Genomic DNA, 11,497 nt, shown 5'->3' with positions numbered 1-11,497 from the left:
GTGCCTCGTTCCGCTCTAAGGGCAGCCCCTAGCCGCGATGCTGGTGGATATAACCGATCAGCCCGGCGGTAGAGCCGTCTTTCCCCTCGGTAGAGACCTCGCCTTCGACCAGCGGTTGGAGCGATTTGGCCAGTTCCTTGCCCAGTTCCACGCCCCATTGATCGAAAGAATTGATGCCGAGGATCACCCCTTCGACGAAAACGCGATGCTCATAGAGCGCGATGATCTGGCCCAGCGTGAAGGGATCAAGCGTTTCATAGGCGAGTGTGGTCGAGGGCCGGTTGCCGGGGAAGACACGGTGGCGGGCTTGGCGTTCAAGCGCGTCGCCCGAAAGCCCCGCGTCGCGCATGATGGCGCGCGCTTCGTCCAAAGACCGCCCGCGCATCAGCGCCTCGGATTGGGCAAGGCAATTGGCGATCAGCAGATCGTGGTGGTGCTGCAACTCCGGTTCATGTCCCTTCGCCGCCACCAGAAACTCGCAAGGAATCACCCGCGTGCCTTGGTGGATCAACTGATAGAAAGCGTGCTGGCCATTGGTGCCCGCCGCGCCCCAGACCACGGGGCCAGTGTGGCGCGGGCTGTCGGCGCCGTCCATCTGCACGCCTTTGCCGTTCGATTCCATCTCAAGCTGTTGCAGGTAATCGGGCAGCATCTCAAGCCGTTGGTCATAGGGCAGCACCGCGCGGGTGGCATGGCCGCAGATTTGGTTGTGCCAGATGCCCACCAGCGCCAGAAGAATCGGCATATTCTCCGCCGGATCAGCGGCGCAGAAATGGCGGTCCATCTCCTGCGCGCCGCGCAGGAAGCTGTCGAAAGCCTTGGGGCCAATGGCGATCATCAGCGACAGCCCAATCGGCCCCCAGACGGAATAGCGCCCGCCGACCCAATCCTCGAAACCAAAGACCCGAGCCGGGACGATCCCGAACTCAGCGGTCTTGTCATCCGCGGTGCTGAGCGCGGCGAATTGCGTCGCCGGATCGCCGCCGTGGTCCTGCATCCACGCCCGCGCCGTGCGCGCGTTGGTCATGGTCTCGATGGTGGTGAAAGTCTTGGACGCCACGATCACCAGCGTTTTCTTGGCATTTAGGCCCCGCAGCGTATCCGCGATATGCGCGCCATCGACGTTTGAGACGAAGTGGCAGCGCGGTCCATCGTGATAGGGCGTCAGCGCGCGGGTCGCCATGGCGGGGCCAAGGTCGGAGCCGCCAATGCCGATATTAACCACATCCGTAATGTCGCCGCTGCGCACCTGATCGGCAAAGCTGCGCATCCGCGCCAGAGTGTCGCGCACCTGCGGCATGACATCTTCGCCCGCGACTTCTACCGCCCCGCCATTGAGATTGCGCAATGCAGTGTGCAGCACCGCGCGGCCCTCGGTCTCATTGATCGGCGCGCCCGCGAACATCGCATCGCGCCGATCAGTAACCTTGGCGTTTTCGACCAGTTGCAGCAGCGCCGCGCGGGTCTCGGTGTCGATATTCGTCTTGGCGTAATCGAACAGCATATGCTGCGTGCGCAGCGAGAAGTCCTCAGCCCGGTTCGGATCATCGAACAGTGCCGTAATCTTGCGGTCCGCCACGGCGCTCTGCCGCTCTTGAAGGTCTTTCCAAATGTTCATCATGCCGCCCAGTAAACTTCGATTTCATCCAGCACCGCTACAATCGGCGCCTCTTCGGGGGAAAGCCCCTGCGCGCGCTCAAGCGCGGCGCGTTTCTCATCCCCGAAAATTACGAGATGTTTGTTCAGCGCCCCGTCGAGCACATGCGCCGGCAGCGTGACCCGCGCAGTGGGCTGGCCCTCGGGATAGACCGGGCACAGCAGCGGCGCATCGGCGGCCAAAGCGTCAGGCAGGCTGGGATCGCCGGGGAAAAGCGAGGCAGTGTGCATGTCGTCGCCCATCCCAAGCAGCAGGACAGAGATCGGCACATGCTCCGTCAGACTGGGGGCCACCACCTCTGCCCCCTCGCCCGGAGAAAGCCCGGGGCGGAAAAAGGGGATGAACTGCGCCGCTGCGGCACGGTCGTTCAACAGATGCTCGCGCACCAGACGCGCGTTCGACAGCGGGTCATCCACGTCCACCCAACGCTCATCGGTCAGCATAACATCCACCCGGCTCCAATCCAGATCGGTCGCGCTGAGCATCTCAAAGATCGGCCCGGGGGTAGAGCCGCCCGGCACCGCGAAAGACACGCGGTCATTGCCCGAAAGCGCCGATTTCAACTTGCCCGCCAGTTTGTTGGCGACATTCATCACCAGCATTTCGCGGTCCGCATATTCGATGATGTTCATGGGGATACCTTTCGCCATTCACGGCCATCGCGCCGCATCATTTCTGTCGCATCCGTGGGCCCCGCGGAGCCGCTGTCATAGGGTTTGGGCACGTCGTGACGCGCCTCCCAGCCCTGGATAATCGGATCGGTCCAGGCCCAAGCGGCCTCGACCTCATCGTCGCGCATGAACAATGTCTGGTTGCCCCGGATCACGTCCATGATAAGCCGCTCATAAGCATCGACCTGATCGCCCCCATCGGGGCCAAGCGCTTCGGCAAAGGTCATGTCGAGCGGCACATCGACCAGACGCATGCCCCCCGGCCCCGGTTCCTTGATCGTCACGCCAAGGGTAATACCCTCGTTGGGCTGCAAGCGGATCGACAGCACGTTGCGATGGCGGCCTGCGTCTTCGGCAAAGATGGAATGTGGCGTGTCCTTGAAGACCACCGTGATCTCGCTCGACCGCGCCACCATGCGCTTGCCAGTGCGCAGATAGAACGGTGTGCCATGCCAGCGCCAGTTGCTGATATGGGCCTTCAGCGCCACGAAGCTCTCGGTCCGCGAGCGTGGGTTGCCGACGGCATCGCGGTAGCTGGGGGCGTCTTCCTCATTGCCCTCTTCAGCCTCATACTGCCCACGCACCAGATGATGCGGCAGCACCGGATCAATCGCGCGGATCACTTTCAGCTTTTCATCGCGCACCGCATCGGGGTCGAAACGCGCGGGCGGCTCCATCGCGATCAGGCACAAGAGTTGCATCAGATGGTTCTGCACCATGTCCCGCATCGCGCCGGATTTGTCGTAATACTCCCCACGCCCGCCGACGCCCACCGTCTCGGCCACGGTGATCTGGATGTGGTCGACGTATTGGCGGTTCCACAGCGGCTCGAACAGCATATTGCCAAAGCGCACCGCCATGAGGTTCTGCACCGTCTCTTTGCCGAGGTAGTGATCGATCCGGTAGATCTGCTGCTCTTTGAAATAGGTGGCCAGCGTCGCGTTGAGGGCGCGCGCACTCTCCAGATCGCGGCCAAAGGGTTTTTCCACGACAATGCGACATTCTTCGCCCGCCATGCCCCACTGCTGCAACCGTTCCGCCAAATCACCGAAAAGCCCCGGCGCGACAGAGAAGTAATAGACCTCGATCCGGTCCTTGCCGGACATCAGATCTTGCAACTCGGCCCAGCCGGTCTCTCCGCGTGCGTCGATGGCGACATAGTCAAGCTTGGCGAGAAAGGCATCGAGGTTATCGCAGGCGTCTTTCCCGCCGAACTCTTCAATCGCTTCCGCCACCATCTCGCGGTAGCCTTTGGCGTCCATCTCGGTGCGCGCAGCCCCGATGATCCGCGCCTCTTCGGGCATTTGGCCTGCACAATATCGCCGGTAAAGACCCGGCAAAATCTTGCGCCGGGCCAGATCGCCGGTGCCGCCAAAGATGACAAGATCGAAGGGGTCGACAGGGATAACACGCGAAACCATTGATTAATCCTTGTCCGGGCAGAATGGCAGAGTTAGCGCAAACATACTTATATTTCCCTACATCACAAGACTGTGCGCCCCGGTGCTTGGACTTTTAGGGTGCGCCGCAATAGCTTACCACAACAGGAACACACGGGATCACGCGAGGAACAATCATGAAAGATATTGCGCAAGCAAACGAGGGCAAGTTCCAGAACCCGGCGGTCACCGCCAAGGGGGAACCCCGCGCCACCGTGGCCCTGCGCGGGGCGGAAACGCTTTGGTTCAACACAGGCACCCTGTGCAACATCGAATGCGTGAACTGCTACATCGCCTCCAGCCCCAAGAACGACGCGCTGGTCTATATCACCGCGGATGAGGTGCGCGACTATCTCGACCAGATCGAGGAGCGTAGCTGGCCGGTGCGCGAGATTGCCTTCACCGGCGGCGAGCCCTTCATGAACCCCCAGATGATCGAGATCACCGAAGCCTCGCTAGAGCGCGGTTACGAGGTGTTGATCCTGACCAACGCGATGCGCCCGATGATGCGTAAATCGGTGCAAAAGGGGCTGTTGCGGCTGCGCGATGCCTATCCCGGCAAGATGACCTTCCGCATCTCCGTCGACCATTATCGCCGCGACCTGCATGACGCGGAACGCGGCGAGGGTGCCTTCGACAAGACCCTGACTGGCATGGAATGGCTCCGCGACAACGGCTTTCGCATGGCCGTGGCGGGGCGGTCGATTTTTGCCGACAGCGATGCCGACAGCCGCGCGGGCTATGCCGCCTTCTATGCCGAACACGGCTTTGACATCGACGCGCAAGACCCCGCCATGACCGTCCTCTTCCCCGAGATGGACGAGGCCGTGGAGGTGCCCGAGATCACCACCGCCTGCTGGGGCATCTTGGACAAGTCCCCTGACGCGGTGATGTGCTCTTCCTCTCGGATGGTGGTCAAACGCAAGGGGGCCGAGAAGCCCGCCGTGCTGGCCTGCACGCTCTTGCCCTACGACCCTGAGTTTGAACTGGGCACCACATTGGCCGAGGCAGAGCACGACGTGGCCCTGAACCACCCGCACTGCGCCAAATTCTGCGTTTTGGGCGGGGCGAGCTGTTCGGCCTGACGCCCCTGCCCTCGGGCTTACCGGCTCAATGTAGCGTGAACTCACCCAATTGGTTTTGCCATTCGCCGGGGCCGATCAGCTTGCGATGGGTGAACCGGACCGAATGCAGCGGCCCGTCCAACTCCGCGCGCCAGAATTCGACGAATTCGAACAGGCGTGGATGGTCCGGTGCGATATCGTAATCCTGCCAGATATAACTGTTCAGCACATGGCTATAATCGGGCATGTGGTAGAAGAACTCTGCCGTGGTCAGCCCGTAACCTTTCAGCATCAATTCGGTTTCACTGCGGGGCATGTTGCGCCTCCCTTGCTGCCTCTGTAGAACAAGTTTGCGTGGTCAGAATTACTTTTCAATGAAAACAGTGTGTTGGCACTTCGCCCCGAGTGCTGCCAGTGCGTTTCGGCCACAGCCATTGCACCTGATATGCCCCGTCTGCTATAGAAAACCCCAAGATATAGAACCATAAAAATGGTGGGCAAGATACGTGACCGATACGCCGGATACCCCTGAAAACGCAGACGAAAAGCCCATCTTTCACGGGCCGTCGGTGACCATCGAGCACGAGATGCGCACGTCCTATCTGGACTACGCGATGAGCGTGATCGTCAGCCGCGCGATTCCCGATCTGCGCGACGGTCTGAAACCGGTGCATCGCCGCATCCTCTACGCGATGCATGAAACCGGCAACACCCATGACAAACCCTACCGCAAATCCGCCCGTCCCGTGGGCGACGTGATGGGCCAGTACCACCCCCATGGCGACAGCGCGATCTACGACGCGCTTGTGCGGATGGCGCAGGATTTCTCCATGTCGCTGCCGCTTTTGGACGGTCAGGGCAACTTCGGCTCGATGGACGGTGATAACCCGGCGGCCATGCGCTATACCGAGGTGCGGATGGACAAGCCCGCCGCCTACCTGCTGGCCGATATCGACAAGGAAACCGTCGATTTTCAGGACAACTATGACGGCAAGCAGCAGGAACCCACGGTTCTGCCCGCGCGCTTCCCGAACATGCTGGTCAACGGCGCGGGCGGCATCGCCGTCGGTATGGCGACGAACATCCCGCCGCATAACCTTGGCGAGGTGGTGGATGCCTGTCTCGCGCTGATCGACGATCCAGACCTGACTTCGGAACAGCTCATCGAATACGTCCCCGGCCCCGACTTTCCCACGGGCGGCATCATGCTGGGCCGCTCCGGCGCGCGCAAAGCCTATCTCGAAGGCCGCGGCAGCGTGGTGATCCGCGCCAAGACACGGGTCGAGGAAATCCGCAAAGACCGCTGGGCCATCGTCATCGACGAGATCCCCTATCAGGTCAACAAGGCCACGATGATCGAAAAGATCGCCGAACAGGTCCGCGAAAAGAAGATCGAGGGCATCGCCCACGTTCAGGATGAGAGCGACCGCAACGGCGTGCGTGTGGTCATCGAACTCAAACGCGACGCCACCGCCGAAGTGGTGACGAACCAGCTTTACCGCTTCACCCCGATGCAGACATACTTCGGCTGCAACATGCTGGCGCTGAACGGCGGCCGGCCTGAGCAGCTCACTTTGCGCAAATTCCTCAGCTACTTCATCGACTTCCGCGAAGATGTCGTGGCGCGCCGCACGGCCTACTTGCTGCGCAAGGCGCGCGAGCGCAGCCACATACTTTGCGGTCTCGCGGTCGCAGTCACCAATATCGACGAGGTGGTGGCCACCATCCGTTCCTCCGCCGACGCCGCCGAGGCGCGCGAGAAGCTGATGACCCGCCGCTGGCCCGCCGAGGACATCCTGCCCTATATCGCGCTCATCGACGACCCGACCCATACGGCGAACGAAGACGGCACCTACAACCTCTCCGAAGCGCAGGCCCGCGCCATTCTGGAACTGCGCCTGCAGCGTCTCACCCAGATCGGCGTCAAGGAAGTGACCGACGAGCTGGAAGAGCTGGCCGGTAAAATCAAAGAATACCTTGAGATTCTGGGCAGCCGCGAACGCATCCTCGGCATCATCTCGGACGAGCTGCGCGAGGTGCGCGAGCAATTCGCCGTGCCGCGCCGGACCGAGATCGTCGACTGGTCGGGCGACATGGACGACGAAGACCTGATCGCCCGCGAGGAAATGGTCGTGACCGTGACCTCCGGCGGCTACATCAAGCGCACGCCTCTGGCCGACTTCCGCGCGCAGCGCCGCGGCGGCAAGGGTGTCTCGGGCATGCAGACCAAGGAAGAGGATGTCGTCACCAACCTCTTCGTCGCCAACACCCATACGCAGCTTCTCTTCTTTACGACCGATGGCATGGTCTACAAGCTAAAGACATGGCGCCTGCCGCAGGGCGCGCGCACCGCCAAGGGCAAGGCCATCGTCAACATCCTGCCCATCCCCACTGGCGTTTCAATCGCCGCGATCATGCCCGTGGACCGGGATGAGAAGGAATGGGACGATCTGCAGGTGATCTTCGCCACCTCTGCCGGAACCGTGCGGCGCAACAAACTGTCGGATTTCACCAATGTGAAGGCCAACGGCAAGATTGCGATGAAGTTCGAAGGCGAGCATGAGGGCACCACGCTGATCAACGCGCGCATCGCCTCGAACGACGATGACGTGATGCTGGTGACCGACGCGGGCCGCGCGATCCGCTTCCCGGCGACCGACGTGCGGGTGTTCAATTCGCGCAACTCCGTTGGCGTCCGCGGCATCCGTCTGGGCGAAGACGACAACCTCGTCTCCATGTCCGTGATCCGGCATTTCGAAGCGAGTTCGGAAGAGCGTGTCGCCTATCTCAAACAGCGCCGTCTGATGGCGGGGCTGACCGACGACGACAGCAGCGATGATGAGGAAGAGCAGGTCCAAGCTGGCCAGCTCAGCACCGAACGCTATGCCGAAATGTCCGCCGCCGAGGATCTGATCCTGACGATCACCGCCAAGGGCGCGGGCAAGGTCTCTTCGGCTCATGACTACCCCGTCCGCGGCCGTGGCGGCATGGGTGTGACGGCTTGGACCAAGGCGATGGCTCATGGTCCCATCGTCGCCTGTTTCCCAGTCGAGATGTCTGATCAGGTTATGCTGGCAACCTCCAAGGGCCAATCAATTCGCGTGCCGGTCGAGGGGATCTCTTTCCGCTCGCGCAGCGCAGGTGGTGTGAAAGTGTTCAGCACCGGCAAGAACGAGGAAGTCGTCAGCGTGGCTTGGATCGCCGACCAGGGCAACGAAGAGGATGAGGTCGAGGGTGACAGCGCCGCCGAGTGATCGGCGGCCACCCCGCCCCATGCATATGCTTTGGGGCGGGGGATTACTTCGAAACATCCCTGCACACCAAAAAAAATCCCCCGCGCCATCAGCGCGGGGGATTTTCTAATCTTAAACTTCCGTTAGGAAATTAGTTGGTAGTCGTGGTCGAAGAAGAGGAACCGGATGCCGCGACTGCAACCAGAACCAAAGCAGCACCAGCTGCCGCCGCGCCGCCACCAAGACCGGCACCAGCAGCAAAAAGACCTGCACCAGCAGCAGGCACGCAAACGCGCGCAGTGTTGCCGTCAACTGTGACCGGATCGGGCTTGCAGTTATAGATAACGCCATTGGCGCCCTGTACCTGAAGCGAATAAACTGCATCGTCAGACGCACCAAGCACAGCTGCTTGAGAAGTTGTCTGAGCGAAAGCAGCACCCGAAAGAGCGATTGTCGCCGCCACGGTTGCAAGAATTTTCATATCTAGGTACTCCTGTATCTCGTCAAAAATTAAACTCACCACACCATCGCATATAATCTTAGCCAGCGCAAAGGCGAAATGTTAAGCTATAGTTAAGAATTATAGCGATGCCCGTTGTTTAAGCAACATCCAAAATGGCGGATTGTTCCCCATCCCGGATGCTCAAATTCCATACAGTTCCGTGAACTTGTTTTCTAGGTAGGTCAGCAACGGTGCCTCCGTCGGCGGCTTCCCGCAAGCGCGGGTGATTACCTCACGCGGCTCATAAAGGCCCCCATGCTTTTGCACGTTTTCACGCAGCCAACCGGTAGCGGCGCTCGTATCTCCCCGTTCCAAGGCTTCGTCGAGATCGGGTACGGCCTCCCGCAATGCCTCGTGAAGGCATCCCGCATATACATTGCCGAGGCTATAGGTCGGGAAATAGCCCAGAAGCCCGACCGACCAATGCACGTCCTGCAAGACACCGTTTGACGGGCGGTCGACCGGATAGCCGAAATCAGCTTCGAAGCGATCGTTCCACGCCGCTTCCAACCCGTCGACCTGCAGGTCGCCCGACATCAGCGCCCGTTCAAGATCGAAACGCAGCAGGACATGGAGATTGTATTGAAGCTCATCCGCCTCGGTCCGAATAAAACCATCCGACACACGGTTGACGATCCGGTAGAAGGTCTCGGCATCCGGCACGCCGAAATCGCCATAGACCGCTTTCATCTCACCAAAGAGCCACCCGGTGAAGGCGCGGCTGCGGCCGATTTGATTTTCGTAGATGCGGCTTTGGCTTTCATGCACCCCCATCGACACGCCCCGGCCCAAGGGCGTCAGCAGATAGGCGCTGTCGATCCCTTGCTCATAGGCCGCATGGCCAACCTCATGCACGGTGGAATAAAAGCAGTTGAACGGGTCCAGGGCATTGGTTCGCGTGGTGATCCGCACGTCCAGCCCCGACCCGGAGGAGAAGGGATGCACCGCCTTGTCGATGCGCCCGGTGGCCAGATCATAGCCAAAACGCCGCGCCAGTTTGGCGGTGAGGGTCATCTGCGCCGCTTCGTCAAAGGCACCCTCCAACACCGGCGGCGCTTCGGCATCGCGGACGGCGGCGCGCAGTTCGGAGAGTTTTGGCCGCAACGCGCCGAACATGGCTTCGAGATCCGCCGCAGTGGTGCCGGGCTCGTAATCCTCTAGCATGGCGTCGTAAATCCCGATCCCGCGCCCTTCGGCCAGCGCGGCCCCCTCTTCGCGTTTGAGCGCGATCACTTCTTTCAAAGTAGGCGCGAAGGCCGGGAAGTCATCGGCGGCGCGGGCCTCGGCCCAAGTGCCTTGGGCGGCGGAGGTGACGCGGGCGATACGCGCCGCCAGATCGGCGGGCACGCGGGTGGCGCGGTCAAAATCGCGTTTGATGTGGCGCAGGTTCGCCTGCCCGACCGCGTCCAACACTGCGGGCTCGATCTGGGCCAGCCAATCCGCGATGCGCGGGTCGATGCGGCGGGCGTGGAGGACGCTTTCCATCGCCGCCATCTCCTCGGCCCGCTGCGGGGCCGCGCCCCGAGGCATGACCGTTTCCTGATCCCAGCCCAAACGGCCTGCGACCTGCGCCAGCGCCTCGGTGTCGCGCTGAAAAGCCATCAAATCATCATATGCAGTCATGTCTCAGCCTCTCAGCGATGTGGCGACGGGATAGGCCGCGAGGAAACGCGCGCGCAGGATCAGCACCCAAAGCAGCACGGCCAGCGCCTGATGCGCGAGCGCCAGATGCACGGGCGCGGCATAGAGCACGGTGGTGATGCCCAGAACCACTTGCAAAAACAACGCTGCCATCACGGCGTTGAAAGCAAAACGCGTGCGGGCATGGGCCGAGCGGCGACCGCGCAGCCAGACGATGACCCCGAAAGCAAAGAGCAGATAGCCCGCCATCCGGTGCATGAATTGCACCAACCCCGGGTTCTCAAAGAAATTCCGCCATGTCGGCGTGATGTCGAATGCCTCGGGCGGGAAGAACTGCCCCTGCATCAGCGGCCAATCGACAAAATAGCGACCTGCGTCAATCCCCGCGACCAGGGCGCCCAGCAGGATTTGCAAGGCAGCGAAGTGCAACAGGCCCGTTGCCATGCCGAATTGCTTGGCCTCCTTGGCGCGGCGGGCCTGAATCAGGTCGCGTTCGCTGCGGCCCAGCAAGAGCACATACCAAGTGATAAAACCGAGGATGACAAAGGCCAGCCCCAGATGCGTCGCCAAACGGTAGGAGGCCACATCCGTCACCCCCTGCCCGCTGGTCACGCCCGAGGCGACCATCCACCAGCCAATCGCCCCCTGCGCGCCGCCCAAAGCGCCGATAAAGAGCAGCCGTTTGGTCCAGCCGACAGGGATTTGGCGGCGCAGGAGGAAGTAGAGAAAGCCCAAGACCCAGACGAGGCCGATCACCCGGCCAAGCTGCCGATGCCCCCATTCCCACCAGTAAATGCGTTTGAAATCAGAGAGTTCCATCCAAGAGTTCTGGACCTGAAACTCATCGATCTGCTTGTATTTCTCGAATTCTGACTGCCAGTCGGCCTCGTTCATCGGCGGCAAGGCACCGGTCACCGGGCGCCATTCCGTGATGCTGAGGCCGGAGTCAGTGAGCCGCGTGAGCCCGCCGACGGCGATCATGACAAAGACCAGCGCAAAGAGGATCATCAGCCAGACCCGGATCGGCCCGCGCGCGCCGCCCCGGCCCTTGTCGATCGTGCCGGTTTGCACCGGGGCACGGCTAAGTTGGTCGGACCCGACCTCTTCGAACAGTTTGCGTTTCTCCGCCATGGCGCGCCTCTTTTTCCGTTTGGATAGAGTGGTATGACATGGGCAGAGAAAGGTCTAGCGGGGTGGGGTCGCCAGACAGGTGAGGACCATCGCCTGCCCGGGGGTGGCGATCCGGCGGGGTCGTCATGCCACTTTATGGCTCAGCGATGGTGCAACATG

The 11,497-nt window shown here is 61.5% G+C and carries 9 protein-coding genes; 2 read left to right on the top strand and 7 right to left on the bottom strand.

Going from position 1 to position 11,497, the window contains the following annotated elements; genetic code table 11:
- Positions 1-28 precede the first annotated feature (28 nt).
- From pgi to zwf, 3 genes are read right to left on the bottom strand one after another with little or no spacing between them, the layout of a single operon-like run.
- On the bottom strand, positions 29-1,621 hold the full coding sequence (pgi, locus tag ACGYLQ_RS06000) for a glucose-6-phosphate isomerase (protein ID WP_394441127.1): 1,593 nt from the start codon (positions 1,619-1,621) through the stop codon (positions 29-31).
- Positions 1,618-2,289: a 6-phosphogluconolactonase gene (gene pgl, locus ACGYLQ_RS05995; RefSeq protein ID WP_394441124.1), complete on the bottom strand. Its 672-nt coding sequence runs from the start codon at positions 2,287-2,289 to the stop codon at positions 1,618-1,620. Before pgl ends, pgi begins: the two co-directional genes overlap by 4 nt.
- The gene (gene zwf, locus ACGYLQ_RS05990) at positions 2,286-3,749 is read right to left on the bottom strand and encodes a glucose-6-phosphate dehydrogenase (protein WP_067262033.1); all 1,464 of its coding nucleotides are present in this window, start codon (positions 3,747-3,749) and stop codon (positions 2,286-2,288) included. The genes pgl and zwf overlap by 4 nt, the downstream gene beginning before the upstream one ends.
- 155 nt (positions 3,750-3,904) lie before the next feature.
- On the opposite strand from zwf, the gene ACGYLQ_RS05985 reads away from it, so the two are divergent.
- The gene (locus ACGYLQ_RS05985; RefSeq protein ID WP_394441122.1) at positions 3,905-4,852 is read left to right on the top strand and encodes a radical SAM protein; all 948 of its coding nucleotides are present in this window, start codon (positions 3,905-3,907) and stop codon (positions 4,850-4,852) included.
- 25 nt (positions 4,853-4,877) lie between these two features.
- Here the strand turns inward: ACGYLQ_RS05985 and ACGYLQ_RS05980 are convergent, their stop codons facing one another.
- Positions 4,878-5,147 carry an usg protein gene (locus ACGYLQ_RS05980; RefSeq protein WP_394441119.1) on the bottom strand — a complete coding sequence of 90 codons (270 nt, stop codon included), beginning with the start codon at positions 5,145-5,147 and terminating at the stop codon, positions 4,878-4,880.
- Positions 5,148-5,337: 190 nt separating this feature from the next.
- Here ACGYLQ_RS05980 and gyrA point away from each other — a divergent pair, with 190 nt between their 5' ends.
- Positions 5,338-8,085: a DNA gyrase subunit A gene (gene gyrA, locus ACGYLQ_RS05975; protein WP_394441117.1), complete on the top strand. Its 2,748-nt coding sequence runs from the start codon at positions 5,338-5,340 to the stop codon at positions 8,083-8,085.
- A gap of 130 nt (positions 8,086-8,215) precedes the next feature.
- Here gyrA and ACGYLQ_RS05970 read toward each other — a convergent pair whose 3' ends face one another.
- From ACGYLQ_RS05970 to ctaA, 3 genes are all read right to left on the bottom strand, one after another.
- Positions 8,216-8,545: a hypothetical protein gene (locus tag ACGYLQ_RS05970; RefSeq protein WP_394441115.1), complete on the bottom strand. Its 330-nt coding sequence runs from the start codon at positions 8,543-8,545 to the stop codon at positions 8,216-8,218.
- Positions 8,546-8,707: 162 nt separating this feature from the next.
- On the bottom strand, positions 8,708-10,189 hold the full coding sequence (locus tag ACGYLQ_RS05965) for a carboxypeptidase M32 (protein WP_394441112.1): 1,482 nt from the start codon (positions 10,187-10,189) through the stop codon (positions 8,708-8,710).
- 3 nt (positions 10,190-10,192) lie between these two features.
- Complete coding sequence (ctaA, locus tag ACGYLQ_RS05960; protein ID WP_394441110.1) at positions 10,193-11,338, bottom strand: heme A synthase; 1,146 nt, start codon at positions 11,336-11,338, stop codon at positions 10,193-10,195.
- Positions 11,339-11,497: the final 159 nt, after the last annotated feature.

Source organism: Sulfitobacter sp. 1A12779 (assembly GCF_043557315.1).
GTDB lineage: Bacteria > Pseudomonadota > Alphaproteobacteria > Rhodobacterales > Rhodobacteraceae > Sulfitobacter > Sulfitobacter faviae.
Note: the sequence above shows the minus strand (reverse complement) of the source record. Positions and strands in the feature narration are given on the sequence as shown.

Excerpts from the sequence above, each read along its gene's own strand:
- ACGYLQ_RS05985 (WP_394441122.1), top strand. The coding sequence starts at position 3,905 with ATGAAAGATATTGCGCAAGCAAACGAGGGCAAGTTCCAGAACCCGGCG.
- ACGYLQ_RS05980 (WP_394441119.1), bottom strand. The coding sequence starts at position 5,147 with ATGCCCCGCAGTGAAACCGAATTGATGCTGAAAGGTTACGGGCTGACC.
- ctaA (WP_394441110.1), bottom strand. The coding sequence starts at position 11,338 with ATGGCGGAGAAACGCAAACTGTTCGAAGAGGTCGGGTCCGACCAACTT.
- pgi (WP_394441127.1), bottom strand. The coding sequence starts at position 1,621 with ATGATGAACATTTGGAAAGACCTTCAAGAGCGGCAGAGCGCCGTGGCG.
- pgl (WP_394441124.1), bottom strand. The coding sequence starts at position 2,289 with ATGAACATCATCGAATATGCGGACCGCGAAATGCTGGTGATGAATGTC.
- ACGYLQ_RS05965 (WP_394441112.1), bottom strand. The coding sequence starts at position 10,189 with ATGACTGCATATGATGATTTGATGGCTTTTCAGCGCGACACCGAGGCG.
- ACGYLQ_RS05970 (WP_394441115.1), bottom strand. The coding sequence starts at position 8,545 with ATGAAAATTCTTGCAACCGTGGCGGCGACAATCGCTCTTTCGGGTGCT.
- zwf (WP_067262033.1), bottom strand. The coding sequence starts at position 3,749 with ATGGTTTCGCGTGTTATCCCTGTCGACCCCTTCGATCTTGTCATCTTT.